At 74.9% G+C, this 18524-nt stretch carries 20 protein-coding genes; 7 read left to right on the top strand and 13 right to left on the bottom strand.

Translation table 11 applies throughout. From position 1 onward, the window contains the following. Positions 1–57 precede the first annotated feature (57 nt). On the top strand, positions 58–402 hold the full coding sequence (locus tag Sdia_RS08510) for a WhiB family transcriptional regulator (RefSeq protein ID WP_100452366.1): 345 nt from the start codon (positions 58–60) through the stop codon (positions 400–402). Positions 403–1351: 949 nt separating this feature from the next. Here the strand turns inward: Sdia_RS08510 and Sdia_RS08505 are convergent. Beyond that, positions 1352–2248: a LysR family transcriptional regulator gene (locus Sdia_RS08505; protein ID WP_100452365.1), complete on the bottom strand. Its 897-nt coding sequence runs from the start codon at positions 2246–2248 to the stop codon at positions 1352–1354. Positions 2249–2386: 138 nt separating this feature from the next. Here Sdia_RS08505 and Sdia_RS08500 point away from each other — a divergent pair, with 138 nt between their 5' ends. Continuing rightward, positions 2387–3199, top strand: a complete 813-nt coding sequence (locus Sdia_RS08500) for an SDR family NAD(P)-dependent oxidoreductase (protein ID WP_185393058.1) — start codon at positions 2387–2389, stop codon at positions 3197–3199. An 88-nt stretch (positions 3200–3287) separates the two neighbouring features. On the opposite strand, the gene groL is transcribed toward Sdia_RS08500, so the two are convergent. From groL to Sdia_RS08485, 3 genes are all read right to left on the bottom strand, one after another. Then, positions 3288–4910: a chaperonin GroEL gene (gene groL / locus Sdia_RS08495; RefSeq protein ID WP_100452363.1), complete on the bottom strand. Its 1623-nt coding sequence runs from the start codon at positions 4908–4910 to the stop codon at positions 3288–3290. Positions 4911–5069: 159 nt separating this feature from the next. Then, a complete protein-coding gene (gene groES / locus Sdia_RS08490; RefSeq protein WP_003948573.1) occupies positions 5070–5378 on the bottom strand; it encodes a co-chaperone GroES in 309 nt (102 codons plus the stop codon). A 593-nt stretch (positions 5379–5971) separates the two neighbouring features. After that, on the bottom strand, positions 5972–6919 hold the full coding sequence (locus Sdia_RS08485) for a polysaccharide deacetylase family protein (protein ID WP_100452362.1): 948 nt from the start codon (positions 6917–6919) through the stop codon (positions 5972–5974). A 102-nt stretch (positions 6920–7021) separates the two neighbouring features. Between Sdia_RS08485 and Sdia_RS08480 the strand changes: the two genes are divergently transcribed. From Sdia_RS08480 to Sdia_RS08465, 4 genes are all read left to right on the top strand, one after another. Next, on the top strand, positions 7022–8227 hold the full coding sequence (locus Sdia_RS08480) for a class I SAM-dependent methyltransferase (RefSeq protein ID WP_189500145.1): 1206 nt from the start codon (positions 7022–7024) through the stop codon (positions 8225–8227). Between the two features lie 123 nt (positions 8228–8350). Next, positions 8351–9004 (top strand): ArsR/SmtB family transcription factor, encoded by a 654-nt coding sequence (locus tag Sdia_RS08475; protein ID WP_100452360.1) that lies wholly within the window; start codon positions 8351–8353, stop codon positions 9002–9004. Further along, positions 9001–10371 (top strand): MFS transporter, encoded by a 1371-nt coding sequence (locus Sdia_RS08470; RefSeq protein ID WP_189500146.1) that lies wholly within the window; start codon positions 9001–9003, stop codon positions 10369–10371. Before Sdia_RS08475 ends, Sdia_RS08470 begins: the two co-directional genes overlap by 4 nt. A 30-nt stretch (positions 10372–10401) precedes the next feature. Further along, positions 10402–10881, top strand: coding sequence for a DUF5709 domain-containing protein (locus Sdia_RS08465; protein ID WP_100452358.1), 480 nt, complete (start codon positions 10402–10404; stop codon positions 10879–10881). Between the two features lie 93 nt (positions 10882–10974). On the opposite strand, the gene Sdia_RS08460 is transcribed toward Sdia_RS08465, so the two are convergent. From Sdia_RS08460 to tsaB, 5 genes are all read right to left on the bottom strand, one after another. Then, positions 10975–11391 (bottom strand): CBS domain-containing protein, encoded by a 417-nt coding sequence (locus Sdia_RS08460; RefSeq protein WP_100452357.1) that lies wholly within the window; start codon positions 11389–11391, stop codon positions 10975–10977. 203 nt (positions 11392–11594) lie between these two features. Further along, a complete protein-coding gene (locus Sdia_RS08455; protein ID WP_100452356.1) occupies positions 11595–11915 on the bottom strand; it encodes a hypothetical protein in 321 nt (106 codons plus the stop codon). Further along, positions 11912–13048: a tRNA (adenosine(37)-N6)-threonylcarbamoyltransferase complex transferase subunit TsaD gene (gene tsaD / locus Sdia_RS08450; RefSeq protein WP_100452355.1), complete on the bottom strand. Its 1137-nt coding sequence runs from the start codon at positions 13046–13048 to the stop codon at positions 11912–11914. The genes Sdia_RS08455 and tsaD overlap by 4 nt, the downstream gene beginning before the upstream one ends. Beyond that, positions 13041–13610 carry a ribosomal protein S18-alanine N-acetyltransferase gene (rimI, locus tag Sdia_RS08445; RefSeq protein WP_100452354.1) on the bottom strand — a complete coding sequence of 190 codons (570 nt, stop codon included), beginning with the start codon at positions 13608–13610 and terminating at the stop codon, positions 13041–13043. Before rimI ends, tsaD begins: the two co-directional genes overlap by 8 nt. Beyond that, positions 13607–14269 carry a tRNA (adenosine(37)-N6)-threonylcarbamoyltransferase complex dimerization subunit type 1 TsaB gene (gene tsaB, locus Sdia_RS08440; protein ID WP_115069739.1) on the bottom strand — a complete coding sequence of 221 codons (663 nt, stop codon included), beginning with the start codon at positions 14267–14269 and terminating at the stop codon, positions 13607–13609. The genes rimI and tsaB overlap by 4 nt, the downstream gene beginning before the upstream one ends. Before the next feature lie 127 nt (positions 14270–14396). Here tsaB and Sdia_RS08435 point away from each other — a divergent pair, with 127 nt between their 5' ends. Beyond that, complete coding sequence (locus tag Sdia_RS08435; RefSeq protein ID WP_100452352.1) at positions 14397–14954, top strand: hypothetical protein; 558 nt, start codon at positions 14397–14399, stop codon at positions 14952–14954. A 91-nt stretch (positions 14955–15045) separates the two neighbouring features. On the opposite strand, the gene Sdia_RS08430 is transcribed toward Sdia_RS08435, so the two are convergent. The 4 genes from Sdia_RS08430 to alr all read right to left on the bottom strand — a co-directional run bounded on the left by Sdia_RS08430 (position 15046) and on the right by alr (position 18484). Then, positions 15046–15255 (bottom strand): hypothetical protein, encoded by a 210-nt coding sequence (locus Sdia_RS08430; RefSeq protein WP_100452351.1) that lies wholly within the window; start codon positions 15253–15255, stop codon positions 15046–15048. 194 nt (positions 15256–15449) lie between these two features. Further along, positions 15450–16037 (bottom strand): tRNA (adenosine(37)-N6)-threonylcarbamoyltransferase complex ATPase subunit type 1 TsaE, encoded by a 588-nt coding sequence (gene tsaE / locus Sdia_RS08425; RefSeq protein ID WP_100452350.1) that lies wholly within the window; start codon positions 16035–16037, stop codon positions 15450–15452. Further along, the gene (locus tag Sdia_RS08420; protein WP_100452349.1) at positions 15994–17250 is read right to left on the bottom strand and encodes an alpha/beta fold hydrolase; all 1257 of its coding nucleotides are present in this window, start codon (positions 17248–17250) and stop codon (positions 15994–15996) included. Before Sdia_RS08420 ends, tsaE begins: the two co-directional genes overlap by 44 nt. 67 nt (positions 17251–17317) lie before the next feature. Then, entirely contained in the window at positions 17318–18484 is a 1167-nt protein-coding gene (alr, locus tag Sdia_RS08415; protein WP_115069738.1) for an alanine racemase, read from the bottom strand. Between the last annotated feature and the right edge of the window lie 40 nt (positions 18485–18524).

Below are 18524 nucleotides of genomic sequence, written 5' to 3'. Positions count from 1 at the left end.
GAGCCAGGGCCGTCACCACGTCAGCACGGCCGACACATGCCTACGAGGGGACCTGCAATGGCTGATTTCTCCCGCCTTCCCGGACCGAACGCCGACCTGTGGGACTGGCAGCTGCTCGCCGCCTGCCGAGGCGTCGACAGCTCGCTCTTCTTCCATCCGGAGGGCGAACGGGGAGCCGCCCGCAGCGCCCGCGAGACCTCCGCCAAGGAGGTCTGCATGCGCTGCCCGGTACGCGCGGAGTGCGCGGCGCACGCGCTGGCCGTCCGAGAGCCCTACGGCGTCTGGGGCGGCCTCACCGAGGACGAACGCGAGGAACTGATGGGCCGCGCCCGCACCCGCCTCACCCCGGCCGGAGCGGCCCCCGCCCAGAGCCCCGCCCCCTCCGAACCGGGCTTCTCCTGACCGTTCCGCCCGGCCACCCCAGAAGGAACGTTTCCTCACGCAGCGACCTGGGTGGTCGGCGCAGGGGCGGGGCGGGCCGGGCCGGGTCTGGCCGGGCTGAACCGCGCCGGGCCAAGGCCGGACGGCGCCGGACCGCCCCGGACCGCGCCGCGCCGCACCAGGCCGCGCTGGACCGGACCGGGCCACGCCGGACCGGGCCACACCGGACCGGACCGGACCACGCCGGACCGGGCGGGACCGGGCGGGACCGGGCCGAGCCGACCGAGCCGGACCGGACCGAGACGAGCCGGACCGCGCCGTACCGCACCGCACCGCACCGGACCGGACGAGCCGGACCGGGCAGGGTGCGCCCGACAGGGCTGTCACACGGGTGATGGCGAGGGGGGCGGGTCGTGTGACCGGCGTCGCCCTGGGGCCGGGCTCGTCGGTGCCGCCGTGCGAGGGGTCCGGCGGCTCGGCCGGACTGCTCGCTCGCGTCGTTTCGGGTGCGCGGCGAAGCGGCCGGGGCGACCGTACGCGTGCTGCGGCCCGGTTCGCTTCGGGTGACGCGCCTCAACAGGCGACGCGCTTCAGCGCCCGGCAGCCGGCGCCACGGTGGACGGTCGTACCCGCCCGGACGCTCGCACCACCTGACGCCACCCGGGGGGCCCGTGTTCGGCCCAGAGGCCCTCTCTCCGGCCCAGAGGCTCAGGACGGCCCGCGCCCCGGTCGCCGCCAGGCGGTCCGGAGTCGCGGCGACGTGCCACCCGGCGGCCCACCGGTTCAGCCACGGACCCTCTCCGCCCCGGAGGCTCCAGGCAGGCGGGCCGGCACCCTGCCTCACCGAGCCGCGGTCACTGCCGCCAGGCGGTCCGAGGCAGCCACGACACCACTCCGCACCACCCGGCGGCCCACCGGTTCAGCCACAGGCCCTCTCCGCCCCGGGGGCTTCAGGCGGGCCGGCGCCGCCTCACCGTCCCGCGGTCGCCGCCAGGTGGTCCAAGGTCGCCGCGACCGCCGGGACCTGGGCGAGGTCGGGGAGGGTGAGGGCGACGATCTCGCGTTCCACCGCAGGCTCGACGGCGATGCTGCGGACGCCCCTGGGGCGGAGGGACTCCAGGGCGAGGGCCGGGAGGACGGCTACCCCGAGGCCGGCGGCGACGAGGCCGAGGACGGCCGGGTAGTCGTCGGTGGCGAAGTCGATCCGGGGGGTGAAGCCCTCGGTCTCGCAGACCTCGACCAGTTGGCGGCGGCACCGCGGGCAGCCGGCGATCCACGGGTCGGCGGCCAGTTCCCCGATGCCCGCCGCCTCGGCGTCGGCGAGCCGGTGGCCCTCCGGGACCAGGCCGACCAGCCGGTCGGTGAGGAGCGGCCGGACCACCAGGTCGTCCCACTCGTCGGGGGCGGTGGCGCCCGCGTATCGGAAGGCGAGGGCGATGTCGCAGTCGCCGGCCCGCAGCAGTTCCGCCGAGCGCGGCGGCTCCGCCTCCTCCAGCGAGACGCGGGTGCCGGGGTGGGCGGCGCGCAGGGCGGCGAGCGCGGCCGGGACCAGGCCGGAGCTGCCGCTCGGGAAGGAGACCAGGCGCACCCGGCCGGCGCGCAGCCCGGCGATGGCGGCCACCTCCTCCTCGGCGGCGGTGAGCCCGGCCAGGATGCCCGCGGCGTGCCGGGTCAGCGCCTCGCCCGCCTGGGTGAGGCGCATCTCGCGGCCGGTGCGGATGAGCAGCGGGGTCCCGGCGGAGCTCTCCAGGGCCTTCATCTGCTGGCTGACGGCCGGCTGGGTGCAGCCCAGTTCACGGGCGGCGGCCGAGAAGGAGCCGGTGGCGGCGACGGCGCGCAGGACGCGCAGGTGGCGGGCCTCGATCATGGGTCGAGCATAAGGGAGCCTTGGGGGCGACCGGAAATGTCGGCACCGGACTTTGACCCGGGGGCCCAGGACCGCCCGCGCGGGTGGCCCGCACCCCGCCCCCGCACGGCGCTGATCATCAACTCGTAGCCTGACCCCATGACTACGGCTCTGATTACGGGATCGACCGCGGGCATCGGCGCCGCCTTCGCCCGGCGGCTCGCCGCCTCCGGCACGGACGGGAGCGGGACGGACCGGGGCCACGGCGCCGGGCACCACCTCGTCCTGGTGGCGCGGGACCGGGAGCGGCTGCGGCGGCAGGCGACCGAACTCCACGACCAGCACGGGGTGGAGGTGGAGGTGCTCCCCGCGGACCTCGCCACGGACGAGGGGATCAGCGCCGTCGAGGCCCGCCTGGCCGACCGCACCCACCCGGTGGACCTGCTCGTCAACAACGCGGGGTTCGGCAACAAGGGCGAGTACCTCGAGGTGCCGGTCGAGGACGAGCTGCGGATGCTGAAGGTGCACTGCGAGGCGGTGCTGCGGCTCACCACCGCCGCCACCGCGTCGATGCGCGAACGGCGGCGGGGCGGAGTCGTCAACGTCGCCTCGGTCGCCGCCTTCGTGCCGCGCGGCACCTACGGCGCGTCCAAGGCGTGGGTCGTGCAGTTCACCCAGGGCGCCGCCCACGACCTGGCCGGTTCCGGGGTGCGGCTGATGGCGCTCTGCCCCGGGTTCGTGCGGACCGAGTTCCACCAGCGGGCCGACATGGGCACCGACAACATCCCGGGGTGGATGTGGCTCGACGCGGACAAGCTGGTCGCCGCCGCCCTGGCAGACCTCGCCCGGGGCCGTACGGTCTCGATCCCGGACCCTCGTTACAAGGCGCTGATGGGGCTGGTGAAGCTGACCCCGCGCGCCCTGCTGACCGGGATGACCTCGCGTACCGGCCGCAAGTACGGGCCCCAATAGGCACCCGGTCCCTGGCGGGTCCCGCACACGCCGGAGGCCCGGCCCCCCGCGACGGGGAGCCGGGCCTCAGCTGCGGAAGGGGTCAGCCTCAGTGGCTGTGCCCGTGGCCGTGACCGGCCTCGGGCTCCTCCTCGGCCGGCTTCTCGACGACCAGGGTCTCGGTCGTCAGGAGCAGGGAGGCGATGGAGGCCGCGTTCTCCAGGGCGGAGCGGGTGACCTTGACCGGGTCGATGACGCCGGCCTTGACCAGGTCGCCGTACTCGCCGGTGGCGGCGTTGAAGCCCTGGCCCTTGTCGAGCTCCGCCACCTTGGTGGTGATGACGTAGCCCTCGAGGCCGGCGTTCTCGGCGATCCAGCGCAGCGGCTCGACGGCGGCGCGGCGGACGACCGCGACACCGGTGGCCTCGTCGCCGGTGCGGCCGAGGTTGTCCTCCAGGACCTTCACGGCGTGGACCAGCGCGGAGCCGCCACCGGAGACGATGCCCTCCTCGACCGCGGCGCGGGTCGCGGAGATGGCGTCCTCCAGACGGTGCTTGCGCTCCTTCAGCTCGACCTCGGTGGCCGCACCGACGCGGATCACGCAGACGCCGCCGGCCAGCTTGGCGAGGCGCTCCTGGAGCTTCTCGCGGTCCCAGTCCGAGTCGGTCGACTCGATCTCGGCCTTGATCTGGGCGACGCGGCCCTGGACGTCCTCGGCCTTGCCGCCGCCGTCCACGATGGTCGTGTCGTCCTTGGTGACGGTGACGCGGCGGGCGGTGCCCAGCACGTCCAGACCGGCCTGGTCGAGCTTGAGGCCGACCTCCTCGGCGATGACGGTGGCACCGGTGAGGGTGGCCATGTCGCCGAGCATCGCCTTGCGGCGGTCACCGAAGCCGGGCGCCTTGACGGCGACGGCGTTGAACGTGCCGCGGATCTTGTTGACCACCAGGGTCGACAGGGCCTCGCCCTCGACGTCCTCGGCGATGATCAGCAGCGGCTTGGAGCCACCGGCCTGGATGACCTTCTCCAGCAGCGGCAGCAGGTCCTGGATCGAACCGATCTTGCCCTGGTGGATCAGGATGTACGGGTCGTCGAGGACGGCCTCCATACGCTCCTGGTCGGTCACCATGTACGGGGACAGGTAGCCCTTGTCGAAGGCCATGCCCTCGGTGAAGTCCAGGTCGACACCGAAGGTGTTGGACTCCTCGACGGTGATGACGCCGTCCTTGCCGACCTTGTCCATCGCCTCGGCGATGAGCTCGCCGACCTGCTTGTCCTGCGCGGAGAGCGCGGCGACGGCGGCGATGTCGGACTTGTCGTCGATCGGGCGCGCGGTGTCGAGCAGCTCGGCGGAGACGGCGGCGACCGCGGCGTCGATGCCCTTCTTCAGGGCGGCCGGGGAGGCGCCGGCGGCGACGTTGCGCAGGCCCTCGCGGACCAGCGCCTGGGCCAGCACGGTGGCGGTGGTGGTGCCGTCACCCGCGATGTCGTTGGTCTTGGTCGCCACCTCCTTGACGAGCTGGGCGCCGAGGTTCTCGTACGGGTCGTCGCACTCGACCTCACGGGCGATGGTGACGCCGTCGTTGGTGATGGTCGGGGCGCCGAACTTCTTGTCGATGACGACGTTGCGGCCCTTGGGGCCGATGGTCACCTTGACGGTGTCGGCCAGCTGGTTCACGCCGCGCTCAAGGGCGCGACGGGCGTCCTCGTCGAACTTCAGAATCTTCGCCATGGGAGCTTTTCGAATCCTCTCGGAGCGGCCTGCCGCCGCGCTCTCGAAATGAAACGCGCCCCTCGCCACCCGGCAAACACTCGCGGGGGCCAGGGGCGCGCTTCAGGAAAAAAAGGTGGAGTCCGCCGTCCGGACTTACGACCGGACGCCTCCGGCCTGCTACTTCTCGATGATGGCGAGAACGTCGCGGGCCGAGAGGACGAGGTACTCCTCGCCGTTGTACTTGACCTCGGTGCCGCCGTACTTGCTGTACAGCACGACGTCGCCGGTCTTGACGTCGAGCGGCAGGCGCTCGCCGTTCTCGAAGCGGCCCGGGCCCACAGCGAGGACGACGCCCTCCTGGGGCTTCTCCTTCGCGGTGTCCGGAATGACCAGGCCCGAAGCCGTGGTCTGCTCGGCGTCGAGCGGCTGGACCACGATGCGGTCCTCGAGCGGCTTGATGGCAACCTTGGAGCTGGCGGTCGTCACGATCCGACCTCCCCCTTCGGAGATCTCACGGGGTTAACTGATCTGAGTGTGGCGACCAGGTCGATCCGTCGTCGCGGGTGCCGGACCTGCCCGTCGCTGTGTTGGCACTCTCCTGCGGGGAGTGCCAGAGCTGAGACTATGACCGCGATTAGCACTCGGTCAAGCGGAGTGCCAATGCGCGCGGCGCGCGCTGCGTTCCCGCCCTCCCCGACCGGGCCGCCCGCCCCGCTCCCCTCGCCTGCCGAGCCCCGACCTGACCAGGCCGAATCCCCCGGGAGCCCCGGCCAGGCCACCGCTGCCTGCCGGCTGTTGCCGGGTTGGCCGGCCGACCAGAAGCCCGACCGGACGGCCCGGGGCCGACCGGCCTCAGCCCGGCCGGTGCTTGAGGCCATCGGTGACCGGAACGGTCGGACGTGTGCGCGCAGAACGCGGCCCGGCCGGCGCTTGAGGCCACCCGGACCGCCCGGGCGGCCGCTTGAGGCCACCCGGACCACCCGGGCGGAAGACTCGCCGCTCCGCGGCTCGTCGGCCTCGAACGCCGGCCGGGCCGAGATCGGCCGGGCTGGACGCGGCCGGGCTGGACGCGGCCGGGCTCAGACGTAGTCCTCCAGCCGGGCCACGGCGTACCCCTTGGAGGTGATCACCTTCATCGCCTGGCGCACCATGTCCACCATGCTCCCGTCCCACTCCCCGGTCCCCCGGAAGTGGGTGAGCACGATGTCCCCGGGATGCAGATCCCGGTCCCATTCGCGGTAGTCGACGCGGTCGGTGAACGCCTCGGCGTTCCACAGGGGGACGGCTTCGATGCCGCAGGACTTGGCCGCCTTGAGAGTGTCCTGGTTGTAGTTGCCGTACGGGGGGCGGAAGAGGCGGGGCCGCTTGCCGTACTGCTTCTCGATGACGTCCTGCATGCCGCAGATCTGGTGGCGCTGCTCCTCGTAGGAGAGACCGGGCAGGTAGGGGTGGTCGATGGTGTGGTTGTTGAGGGTGGTGCCCTGCTTCTGCATGGCGCGGAAGTAGCCGTAGTCCTCGCTGACCAGGTAGTCGCTGAGGAACGCCGAGTAGGGGATGTCGAGTTCCTTCATCATCCGCAGGAACTCGGGGTCCTTCTCGGCGCCGTCGTCGATGGTCAGGAAGACCACCCGCTCCTTGACGGGGACGGTGGTGAAGACGTGCGGCAGGTCCTCCTGCCCCTCGACCTCGAAGCCGTCGCGCGTGCTGAGGGCGGGTTTGGCGTCGGGCGGGGCGGGCGCGGTCAGCGGGATCTGCGCGAGGCCCCATTTGCGGGTGGCGGCGGCGATGGCGGCCCGCTTCTTGGCGAGCCGCTGGGCCTTGGTCTCGGGGGCGGGGCCCTGCTGCCCGGCCGCGCCGGGGCCGCCCGCCCCGCCCGGGTCGCCTTCCTGGCCGAGGGCGCAGCCGGAGAGGAGCGCGGCGGCGGCGAGTCCGGCGGCGACGAGCCGGGCGGTGCGGGTGCGGCGCAGGAGACCTCCGGGGCGGGGCCCTCGCCCACCGGATTGTTCATTTTGTCGTACTTGTCCCATGAAGCCGCATCCTGGCAGCGTCCGGCGACCCGGCGGCCCCGACACCGCGAGAGGCGCCCCCCGGTCCACCGAGTGGCCGACAGGGGCCGGAAGAATGGGCGGGTGACCGACCTGGACTCCTTCACCGCCCTGCTCACCCCTGAGGGCCGCGCCCTGCTCGACGCCGTCGCCGGGCACGATCCGGCCGACGAACTGGCCACCGCGACCCGGCTGCGCCGCGACCACCCTGCCCCGCTGGTCTCGGCCGCCCTCGGCCAGGCCCGGTTGCGGCAGCGGGCGGTGGCCAAGTTCGGCGCCGACGCGGCCCGGATGTTCTTCACCCCGCACGGCGTGGAGCAGGCGACCCGCACCGAGGTCGCCGCCCACCGCGCGGCACGGATCGCGGCGCTGGGAGTCGGCAGCGTCGCCGACCTGTGCTGCGGGATCGGCGGGGACGCGATCGCGCTGGCCCGGGCCGGGGTGCGGGTGCTCGCGGTGGACCGGGACCCGGTGACGGCGGCGGTGGCGCGGGCCAACGCCGAGGCACTGGGCCTCACGGGGCTGATCGAGGTCCGCGAGGCGGAGGTCGCCGAGGTGGAGGTGAGCGGCTACGACGCGGTCTTCGTCGACCCCGCGCGCCGGGGCGGGCGCGGCGGGCGGGTCTTCGACCCCGAGGCGTACTCGCCGCCGCTCTCCTGGGCGGTCGAGGCGGCGCTGCGCGCTCCGGTGGCGGCCTTGAAGATCGCGCCGGGCGTGCCGCACGAGGCGATCCCGCCGCAGGCGGAGGCCGAGTGGATCTCGTACGGCGGGGACGTGAAGGAGGCCGTGCTGTGGTTCGGCGGCACCGACGCGCCCGAGGGCGTACGCCCGGCGCCCGGTTCCGTGCGGGCCTCCCTGCTGCCCGCCGGTGACCAGCTCTGGAGCCCGGAGCCGCCGCCGGACGTGCCGGCGGGCCCGGTCGGCCGGTACCTCTACGAGCCGGACGGGGCGGTGATCCGCGCGCACCAGGTCGCGGAGGTGGCCGAGCACGTCGGCGGCCATCTGATCGACGAGACGATCGCCTACGTCACCTCGGACAGCCTGCGCCCGACACCGTTCGCCGCCGCGTACGAGATCACGGATGTCCTGCCGTTCAACCTCAAGCGGCTGAAGGCGCTGCTGCGGGAGCGCGAGGTCGGCGTGCTGACCGTGAAGAAGCGGGGTTCGGCGGTGGAACCGGAGGAGGTCCGCCGCCGGATGAAGCTGCGCGGCCCCAACGCCGCCACGGTCCTCCTGACCCGGGTGGCCGGAGCGCCGACGATGCTCGTGGGCGACCCCGCCGACACGTAGCAGCCGGGCATCAGCCCACGCAACTTGCCCGCGCTGTAAGGGAAACTGAAGCCTCCAAATTCCCCCAAAGAAATTCTGCAAAACTTCTTTTGCGAACCTGCTGTCCCGGCCTACGCTCCTGCCATGCCCGAACCGCAGCCCTCGTCCCGCATCGACCTCACCCACGACCCGGCCGCGCTCAAGGCCCTCACCCACCCCCTGCGCGTCCGGCTGCTGGGCCTGCTCCGGGCCGACGGGCCGGCCACCGCCAGCGAACTGGCCGCCACCACCGGCGAGACCTCCGCCTCCACCAGCTACCACCTGCGGGTGCTGGCCCGGCACGGCTTCGTCTCCGAGGCCCCGGCCCGCGATGCCCGCGAGCGCCGCTGGCAGGCCGCGCACACGCTGACCACCTGGGACAACGAGGCACTGCTCGCCCAGCCCGGCGGCGAGGTCTTCCTCGCCACCTCCCGCCGCCAGCAGGTGGACCACCTCGCGCGCACCCTGGACCGCCACGAGGCCGACCTCGCCGCCGGACGGCTGGCCCCCGCCTGGCGCGCCGCCGCCCACCTCGACGACTACGAGCTGCGCCTCACCCCTGCCTCGGCGGCCGAGCTGGCCCGCGAGTTCGCCGCCCGCGCGGCCGAGCTGGCCGCCCGCGACGCCGGGAACCCCGAGGCCGCCCGGGTCGTCGTGGTCACGGCCGCGCTCCCGGTGGCCGGGCACCCGGACAGCCCCCGTACCGAGGAATCCACCGGTGCGGACGCCGGACCCGCCCAGGACGGAGAGGCCCCGTGACCGCCGCACCGGCCCCCGCCGCCTCGCACGTCCTCGCCCCGGAGACGGCACGCCGCCGCTACGTGACCGTCAGCGCCCTGTTCTGGTTCCCCATCGGCCTCTACGTCCCCTCACTCGTGCTGATCCTCGGCGAGCGGGGCCTCGCGCTCGCCGCCGTCGCCGCCGTGCTCAGTTCGCAGGGGCTCACCGTGGCGCTGCTCGAACTGCCCACCGGGGGTCTCAGCGACGTGCTGGGCCGCAGGGCGGTGCTGGCCGCCGGTGGCCTGCTCTCCTTCGCGGGACTGCTTCTGCTCGCCCTCGGCACCGCCCCCTGGGTGCTCATCACCGGGGTGGTGCTGATGGGCGCCTCCCGCGCGCTCGCCTCGGGCCCGGCCGAAGCCTGGTACGTCGACATGGCGCAGGCCCACTCCGGGCCGGGGGCGGAGCTGCGCACCGGTCTGTCACGCGGCAGCTCCGCGATGGGCGCCTCGCTGGCCGTCGCCACCCTGCTCGGCGGGCTGCTGCCGTGGCTCTTCGCCGGCTCCGGGCTCGCCGAGGCCACCGGCGGCACCGTGCTGCCGCTCTCGCTGCCCGGGCTGCTCAGCGCCGCCCTGGTCCTCTGCTACCTCGCCTACGTCCTGCTGCGCCTCCCGGAGCCGCCGCGCGCCCCCAGCACCCTCCGCTCGGTCCTCGGAAGCGTCCCGGGCACCATCGCCTCCGGCGTCCGCCTCGCCACCCGCGAGCGCGTCGTCCGCAAGGTCGTGCTCACCACCGCGGCCGTCGGCGCGGCCCTCGGCGCCATCGAGCTGCTGACCCCGGGCCGGGCCGCCGCGATCACCGGCGCCTCCGAGTCGGGCGCCGTCGTCTACGCCGGGCTCGCCACCGCCGGCTTCGCCAGCTCCTCGCTGGGCGCCCGGCTCGCCCCGCTCCTGGCCCGCCTCACCGGGGGCAGCGGCCGGGCCGTCCTGACCGCACTGGCCGGGATGGCCTGCGGCCTGGCCCTGCTCGGCATCTCGGCGCCGGGCGCGGGCGAGGCCGCCTCCAGCCCGGCCGTCGTCACCGGCGTCCTCGGCTACGTCCTGGTCTACCTCTGCCTCGGCGCCGCCGGGCCCAACGAGAACGACCTGCTCCACCACCGCGTGGCCAGTTCCGCCCGCGCCACCGCGCTCTCCGTGCAGTCCCTCGGGCTCCAGGCCGTGGCCTCCCTCGGCGGCCTGGTCGCGGGGCTCCTGCCGCTGGGCCCGCTGCCCCTGCTGCTGACGGCGGCCCTGGTGGGTGCGGGCGCTCTGATGTGGGTACGCGCGGTACCGGACGGACCACGACCCGGTCATCCGGATGGCGCCGACGCAGTCGCGGCGCCTGCCGCCGGCGGCGAACCTGGTCGCTGAGCGGTCCGTCGGCCGGGAGAAGGGCACCAGATGAGCGACAGTGAAGACTTCGACGCCTTCGGCGACGACGTGTACCAGCCGCAGGGCGAGGACACCACGGACGATTCCGGGATCTTCGACGAGAAGGACAACCTGATGGACACCGGGGTCGACGACCTGCGGGACGAGGGGTACTCGCCCCCGGAGAAACCCCGTGCCGTCGAGCACACCGGGACCACGGCAGAGGAGGAGATGGAGGGCGAGACCCTCGACGAACGCCTCACCGAGGAGGTCCCCGACATCCCCGTGGCGCCGGGCGACGGCATCGGCGACACCGTCGACACCGATGGCGAGCCGATCGACGACGAGGTGGGCGACTTCCGGGCGGGCCGCCTGGTCGCACCGGACGAGGGCGCCCACGAGGACGCCGAGAAGGACATGATCGCCGAGGACGTCGGGATCGACGGGTCCGCCGCCTCCGCCGAGGAGGCCGCCGTGCACATCGTCGAGGAGGACGCGGACGACGTCTGACCCCGCTCCCCCGGCGGTCCGCCGCCGCGCGGCCCGTACCCAGGCGAAGGCCGGGCGACCCCGTGGGCGCCCGGCCTCGCCGCGTCCGGCCGCTCAGCCCTGGTAGACGCGGCGGACGAACGCCGCCAGGTCCTCGTCGGTGAGGTGCTGGGCGAGGTCGGCCTCGCTGATGATGCCGAGCAGGTCACCGCCGTCCACGACCACGACCCGGCGCACCTGCGCGTCCCCCATGGCCTGGAGCACCTCGGCGCTGTGCGCGTCGGGGGCGACCGCGACCGGGGCGCCCTCGACCAGGTCGGCCAGCGTGGTGCGGTCCGGGGCCAGCCCGGCGGCGAGGGCGCGGACGACCAGGTCCCGGTCGGTGACGACGCCGATCAGCTCGCCGTCGGCGCCCCGTACCGGGAGCGCGCCGACGTCGTGGTCCCGCATGACCTGCGCGGCCCGGTCGACCGTCTCCTCCGCCGGGATGCACTGGACGTCGGTGGACATGAGGGTGCGGGCGTCAGCCATCGGTGCTCCTTGGGTGCCGGGGCGGCCTCTCCGCCCCGGCACCAGCGTCACCGGGCGTCCCGCCCCCGGCGATCGGGGTCCGCCGATCGGGCGACCCCCGGTCCGCGCGGAAACGGCCCCGGTCCGCGCCGACCGGTCCCGCCGCTCGGCCGGGGGCCTCTTCGGGCGCGCCCTGGCGGGCCGCCCCCCGGTCACCGGTGGCCTCAGCCCCCGGCCGGGCTGTCGCCGTCCCACACCTCGACCGAGGCGAACCGCCACCGGTGCACGGCCCTGCCGCTCAGCTCGGCCGGGGGCTCGGGCAGCTCCGGGAGTTCGGCCCCTTCCTCCGCCCGCCACCAGGTGAGGCACAGAACCCGGTCCGGGGGCGCCCGGAACAGCTCGGTCCGCAGTGGTGCCGTCCGGCCGCTCCGCAGTGCCGCGGCGCGGGGCCGGGCCCATGCCAGCAGGTCGTCGCCGCGTCCCTCGCCGGCGCGCGCCTCCCACATCAGGGTCAGCACCGGCTCGTCGTGCTCGTCGCCGCTCATGAGTAGAGGTTGTCCTTGGCACTCTCGTGGACGTGGTCGTGGGAGGGTGCGTGGCCGTGCGGACGCGGGTGGAGGTGTGCGTCGCCGGGCACGTGCGTCTCGGTGACGGGCAGGGAGGAGTCGGCGGAGAGCCGCCAGTCGGAGGCGGCCCGGTTGCGGGCGACCATCTCGGCGCCGAGGGCGGCGACCATGGCGCCGTTGTCGGTGCACAGGCCGGGGCGCGGGACGCGGAGGCGGATGCCGGCCCGCTCGCACCGCTCCTCGGCGAGGGCGCGCAGCCGCGAGTTGGCGGCGACGCCGCCGCCGATCATCAGGTGGTCGACGCCCTCGTCCTTGCAGGCGCGCACCGCCTTGCGGGTCAGCACGTCGACCACGGCCTCCTGGAAGGAGGCGGCCACGTCGCGCACCGGGATCTCCTCGCCCGTGGCCCGCTTCGCCTCGATCCAGCGGGCCACGGCCGTCTTCAGCCCGGAGAAGGAGAAGTCGTACGCGGCGTCGCGCGGCCCGGTCAGACCACGCGGGAAGGCGATGGCCGCCGGGTCGCCCTCGCGGGCCAGCCGGTCGATGACGGGCCCGCCGGGGAAGCCCAGCTGGAGCACCCGGGCGATCTTGTCGAAGGCCTCGCCGGCCGCGTCGTCGATGGTGGCGCCGAGCGGGCGCACGTCGGAGGTGATGTCGGAGGAGAGCAGCAGCGAGGAGTGGCCGCCGCTGACCAGCAGGGCCATCGTCGGCTCCGGCAGCCGCCCGTGTTCGAGCTGGTCGACGCAGATGTGCGAGGCGAGGTGGTTGACGCCGTAGAGGGGCTTCCCGAGCGCGTAGGCGTACGCCTTGGCGGCGGTGACGCCGACCAGGAGGGCGCCGGCGAGGCCGGGTCCGGCGGTCACCGCGATGCCGTCGAGGTCGCGGGCCTTGACCCCGGCGTCGTTCAGCGCCCGGTCGATGGTGGCGACCATGGCCTCCAGGTGGGCACGGGAGGCGACCTCGGGGACGACCCCGCCGAACCGGGCGTGCTCGTCGACGCTGGAGGCGACCGCGTCGGCGAGGAGCTTCGTGCCGTGCACGATGCCGACGCCGGTCTCGTCGCAGGAGGTCTCGATGCCGAGGACGAGGGGTTCGTCGCGGTGGTCAGCCATGGTGTTCGGTTCCTTGTGCGGGCACGGAGTCGGGGTCGTCCGTGGCGGTGGTGGCGGGGGCAGCCGGGTTGACCGACGGGTCGCTGAGGCGCATCACGAGGGCGTCGACGTTGCCCGGCTGGTAGTAGCCGCGCCGGAAGCCGATGGGCTCGAAGCCGAAGCGGGCGTAGAGCGCCTGGGCGCGGGTGTTGTCGACCCGCACCTCCAGCATGACCTCCGCGCACTCGAAGGCGGTGGCGTGCTCCAGCAGGTCGGTCAGGAGCCGTGAGCCGAGCCCGCCGCCCCACTGGTCGCGGGCGACCGCGATGGTCTGGACGTCGCCGGTGCCGCCCGCCGAGGCGAGCCCGGCGTAGCCGACGAGGCGGCTCCCGGCGTAGGCGGCGACGTAGCGGTGGGTGGCCTCGGGGCCGCGGGCGTGGGCCAGCTCGGACCAGAACATGCCGCGTGACCAGGCGTCGTCGGGGAACAGCTCCCGTTCCAGGGCGAGCACCGGGTCGATGTCCCACCAGCGCATCTCGCGCAGGACGGGTTGTTCGGGCGGTGCGGTGTCCTGGCTGCTCACTTCGGGGTGACCACCTTGTAGTTCTTCGGCACCTGCGCGTCGGGGCGGCGCAGGTAGAGCGGCCGGGGCGGCAGCAGTTCCTCGCCGGCCGCGAGCCGTTCGGCGGCGAGGGAGGCGAGGGCGGCGGCCGAGACGTGCTCGGGGGCGCGGGCGTCGGCGAAGGTGTCCGGGTAGAGCAGGGCGCCCGCGCCGACGGCCGGCAGGCCCGCGACGCGCTCGGCGATGTCGGCGGGCCGGTCGACGCCGGGCCCGGACAGCGGGGTGCGGGAGTCGGCGTAGAGGGCCCAGTAGACCTCCTTGCGGCGGGCGTCGGTGGCGACCACGAAGGGGCCGGCGTCCGGGCCGAGGTCACTGGCGTGGGCGAGGCCGTCCAGGGTGCAGACCCCGTGGACGGGGACGCCGAGGGCGAAGCCGAAGGTGTCGGCGGTCATCAGGCCGACCCGCAGCCCGGTGTAGGGGCCGGGGCCGACGCCGACGACGACGCCGGTGACGTCGGCGAGGGCGAGCCCCGTGCCGGTCAGCAGCTTGTCGACGGCCGGGAGCAGCAGCTCCCCGTGGCGCCGGGCGTCGACCTGGGTGTCGGAGGCGAGGACCCGCTCGCCGTCGTGCAGGGCGACCGTGACGGCGGGGGTGGCGGTATCCAGAGCGAGCAAGAGCACGCAAACAGCCTACGGCGCCCGCGCTGCGAACACCGCCTGCCCGGGCCCGGCCGGGGCTCCTGCTACGGTCACCGGGTATCCGTATGCGCAGACGCCGTACACCGGCGCCGTACGAGAGGTGGACCAGGTGTCCAGGAGCAGCTCGGGAGCCGTCGCCGGGCTCACCGCGGCAGCCGTCGCCGTCGTCGGTTTCCTCGCCTACCAGGCGTCCGCCCACGTGCCGGACAACCTCGGCAAGGCCCCCGCCGCCAGTTCCGGGCCGAGCCCCTCGGGCTCCGCGAAGCCCTCGGCCCGGCCCCGCCCGGACGCGCTGCCCGAGGACTCCGGCAGCGGCACCCGCGTGGTGTACGCGCTGGGCAAGGACCGGGTCTGGCTGGTCGGCGCCAAGGACAAGGTCGAGCGGACGTACAAGGTGTCGCCGAGCACGGTCGACCCGGAGCCGGGGACGTACGCGGTGACCTCGCGGTCCGGTTCCATCACCGGTTCGGACGGGGTGCCGATCGAGCACGTCGTCCGCTTCGCCAGTCGCGACGGCGTCGTCATCGGCTTCTCGGCCGCGGTCGACGGCACCACCCCCGAGCTGGACCCCTCCCAGCGCACCGGCGGTGTCCGTGAGACCCGCGAGGACGGCCAGGCCATGTGGGTCTTCGCGACGGTCGGCACCAAGGTCGTCGTCCTCCCCTGACCCGGTTCCTCCGCCCGCGACGGCGCCCCGGCGGCTTCTCGGCTGCCGGGGCGCTGTGCCGTGCGGGTGCCGGCCGGGGACCGGACCGGGCTCAGGCGGCCCGGGGAGTCGGCAGTTCCGGCGGGGTGGAGACGGCGCTGGCGGCGGCGCAGGACTGGAGCAGGGCGCTCATCGAGACGGCCCCCTCGTGCGCCCGGCCGGTCTCGGGGGTCACCTCGCCGGGGACTGCGGCGAGTGCCCCGTGCGACGGAACCTCGGGCACGGCCTGGACGGCGGGCGTGGTGGATTCGGACGTCGTCATCAGGGTGCCTCCTGCGATCAGGGGGAAGGCGTACGGAGCAGGTAAGGCAGACCTAACCTGTACTCCCCGCCCATGGGACCACGGGCACCGCCCCCGGCGCAACATCTTGCCGACAGCGCGTCGGAAAACACCCGCGCGGGGGTGCGGTCCGCACACCCGGCTCCGTCCGGCCGCCTGACCGACCCGGGCGCGGTTCAGCCCTCCCGCCCGTACGCCCCTTCGCCCCCGCTGTCCCGCAACCCGTCCAGCGCGCCGCCGGTCCACCGCTCACCGACCCCGCCGACCGTGACCAGCCGCACATCGTCGGTGTCGGGCGCCTCGGCGGCCCCGCCGGGCAGCTCGTCGCCGGTGGCCCGGTCGATGCGGACGTGCAGCCGGGACGCCGACAGTTCCTCGACCTTGCCGTCGCCCCACTCCACGACCACCACGGAGTCGGGCAGCGAGACGTCGAGGTCCAGGTCCTCCATCTCGTCGAGCCCGCCGGCCAGCCGGTACGCGTCCACGTGGACCAGTGCGGGCCCGCCGGTGAGCGACGGGTGGACGCGCGCGATGACGAAGGTCGGCGAGGTGACGGCCCCGCGCACGCCGAGCCCCTCGCCGAGCCCCCGGGTCAGCGTGGTCTTGCCCGCGCCCAGTTCGCCGCTGAGCAGGACCAGGTCGCCGGGGCGCAGGACACCCGCCAGGCGGAGCCCGAGCCGCCGCATGGCCTCGGGCGAGTCGACGGTGAGGCGGAGCGCGTCAGGGCCGCTCACGGGGGCGGTCCGGGTGTGCGGTGTTTCCATGCCCGCCAACGGTAGTCGCCCCGGACACCGCCCCGGCGCGGACCAGCAGGTCGGCGAGCCGGTCGGTGACCGCCTCGGGGTGCTCCAGCATGACCAGGTGGCCGGCGTCCGGGACCAGCACCAGCTCGGCGTCGGGCAGCGCTGCGGCGATGACCTCGCTGTGCGCGCTCGGCGTGATCAGGTCCCGGTCCCCGGCCAGCACCAGGACCGGGACGCCGGCCAGGAGTGGCAGCGCCTCGGCCTTGTCGTGCTCGGTGAAGGCCGGGTAGAACTCGGCGACCACGTCGATCGGCGTCGACTCGATGAGGCGTTCGGCGAACCGGACCACCCCCGGGTCGACGTCCCGTGAGCCGAACGAGTACCGCTTGACCACCCCGGCGAACAGGTCGGCCGTCGCCCGCCGCCCCCGCTCGACCAGGTCCACCTGCGAGCCCAGCGCCTTCAGCACGCCCGGCAGGACGCGCCGCACGGCGTTGACCCCGGCGACCGGCAGCCCGAAGTCCACCTCGGAGAGCTTGCCGCCGGAGGTGCCGACCAGCGCGACCCCGACCACCCGTTCCCGGACCAGGTCGGGGAACTGGTCGGCCAGCGCCATCACCGTCATCCCGCCCATCGAGTGGCCCACCAGCACCAGCGGCCCCTCGGGGGCGGCCGCGTCGATGACCGCCTTCAGGTCCCGGCCGAGCTGCTCGATAGTGATCTGCACCCCCTGCGCCCGGCCCCGGCCGCGCCCGGACCTGCCGTGGCTGCGCTGGTCCCAGTGGACGGTGCGGACGACCCCGGCGAGTGCGGCCCGCTGGAAGTGCCAGGAATCCTGCGAGAGGCAGTAGCCGTGGCTGAAGACGACGGTGGCGGGGGCGGGCGCCTTCCGCCCGAACAGTCGCCTGCGGCGCGCCCCGGCCGCCTCCGCGGGCGCGTCCGGCTCGTCCACCTCGTAGTGCAGCGCCGTGCCGTCCTCGGCGATCGCCGTCCCGGGCGTGCCCCGCAGCGTGCCGTAGGGCCCGGCGGCGTCCAGGGCCAGCCGCGCCTTCTTCCGCATACCGCGGCCGACGGTCAGCCGCTCCACCGCGACCCCGGCGGCGGCTCCGGCGGCGACGACCCCTATGGCGGCCCCGGCGAGCCCCGCCCGGCGCCAGCTCCCGGCGGCGTCGGCGGCCCGCGGTGCCAGTGCCTCGGCGGCCGCCGCCGCGATCCGCGCCTCGACCTCGTCCACCCGCCGCTCCCTTCGCCGGTCCAGGCCCTCTGACGCCATCCTGCCCGCGCCGGGGCGCGGACCACGATCAATCCCGCGGACCGGCCGCGTCGGCGGCCGGCTCGCCCCCGTCGACGTACACGCGCGGGACCCGCCCGCCGATCCGGGTGACGATCTCGTACGCGATCGTGCCGGCCGCCCGCGCCCAGTCCTCGGCACCCGGCTCGCCCCGGTCGCCCGGCCCGAACAGCACGGCCTCGGTGCCCTCCGGCGGCGTCTCGCCGCCGAGGTCCACCACGAACTGGTCCATCGCGACCCGCCCGGCGACCGTGCGCCACTTGCCGTCGACCAGGACGGGCCCGGCGCCGGAGGCGTGGCGCGGCACGCCGTCGCCGTAGCCGAGCGGAACCAGGCCGAGGGTGGTGGCGCCGGGGGTGAGGTAGTGGTGGCCGTAGCTGACGCCGTGGCCGCCCGGGACGTGCTTGACCAGGGCGAGCGGCGCCGCCAGCGTCATCACCGGGCGCAGTCCGTGGTCGGCCGGGGTGCCCAGTTCGGGCGCGGGCGACAGGCCGTACATGGCGATGCCCGGGCGGACCAGGTCGAAGCGGGCCTCGGGAAGGGTCAGCACGGCGGGTGAGTTGGCCATGTGCCGCACCTCGGGGCGCAGCCCCCCGGCGTACGCCCGCGCGCTCATCTCGTCGAACCGGGCGAGCTGGGCGGCGATGGCGGGGTGGCCCGGTTCGTCGGCGCAGGCGAAGTGGGACCAGAGCCCGGTGACGGTCACCAGGCCCTCGCGTTCGGCGGCCCGCGCCCGGTCCACCAGGTCCGCCCAGTCGGCGGGCTGGCAGCCGTTGCGCCCGAGTCCGGTGTCGGCCTTGAGCTGGATCTTCGCCGCGCGTCCGGTGGCGCGGGCCGCCTCGGTGACCTCGGCCAGCGCCCACGGGGCGCTCACCGACATGTCGAGGCCGGCCTCGATCCCCTCGCGCCAGGGTCCGCCGGGCGTCCACAGCCAGCACATGACGCGGGCCCGCTCCGGGGTGATCCCGGCGGCCCTGAGCTCCAGCGCCTCGTACGGTGTGGCGACGCCGACCCAGCTCGCCCCGGCCCCAAGCGCGGCCTCGGCACAGCGCACCATGCCGTGCCCGTACGCGTCGGCCTTCACCACCGCCATGTAGGCGGCGCCGTCGGTCCGCGCCCGCAGCGCCCGCACATTGGCCCGCAGAGCCCCGAGATCGATCTCGACCCGCGCCCGCATCCGCTACCTCCGGTGGTTCTGGCGGTCTTCGCCCGCGACG

The sequence above is a fragment of the Streptomyces diastaticus subsp. diastaticus genome, from assembly GCF_011170125.1.
Lineage (GTDB): Bacteria > Actinomycetota > Actinomycetes > Streptomycetales > Streptomycetaceae > Streptomyces > Streptomyces diastaticus.
The sequence above is the reverse complement of the archived record's forward strand: the minus strand, read 5'-3'. Positions and strand labels throughout refer to the sequence as shown.